Genomic DNA, 581 nt, shown 5'->3' with positions numbered 1-581 from the left:
GGGCTGGCGCGGACCGCACCCCGGGCCGCCCTGCTGGTGCGCTGCCGTTTCCCCCCCGGGCGGCCGGCCGTGGATCTCCACGGCCGGCCGCGCGCTTTCGTGTCGAAAACGGGCCGTCGGCTCCGACGTCCCCTGTGAGGACCCCTGGAGAAAGCCGGGGGCCGTGGCCCAAGGAGTGAGAATCATGAAGTACCTGCTCGTGATGCACATGGACCCGGTGCTCTGGGAGGGCCTGTCCGTCGCCGAGCAGCAGGCCGTCTACGCCGGCCACGGCGACTTCATGAAGCTCATCAAGGAGTCCGGCGAGCTGGTCACCACGCAGTCGCTGGCGCTGCCCGAGCGGAGCACCACCGTACGGGTCCGCGGCGGCGGCCCGGTGCACAGCGACGGCCCGTACCTGGACACCAAGGAGTTCGTCTGCGGCTTCTACCTGGTCGACGTCGAGACCAGGGAGCGCGCGATCGAGCTCGCCGGGCTGATCCCGGACGCCCGCCACACCGGCGTGGAGGTCCGCCAGGTGATGTTCGAACAGGGACTTGAGATGTGAGCCGGGGCCCGGCTCCGCCCGCGGGGGCCGGAGC

At 71.6% G+C, this 581-nt stretch carries 1 protein-coding gene; it reads left to right on the top strand.

All coding sequences use genetic code 11. The annotated features are described in order from the left end of the window. The first annotated feature begins 184 nt into the window (after positions 1-184). Complete coding sequence (locus ACFVHV_RS41380; protein WP_359915582.1) at positions 185-547, top strand: YciI family protein; 363 nt, start codon at positions 185-187, stop codon at positions 545-547. Positions 548-581 lie beyond the last annotated feature (34 nt).

It is taken from the genome of Kitasatospora sp. NPDC127116 (assembly GCF_042677365.1).
Classification (GTDB): Bacteria; Actinomycetota; Actinomycetes; order Streptomycetales; family Streptomycetaceae; genus Kitasatospora; species Kitasatospora lactacystinica.
The sequence above is the reverse complement of the archived record's forward strand: the minus strand, read 5'-3'. Positions and strand labels throughout refer to the sequence as shown.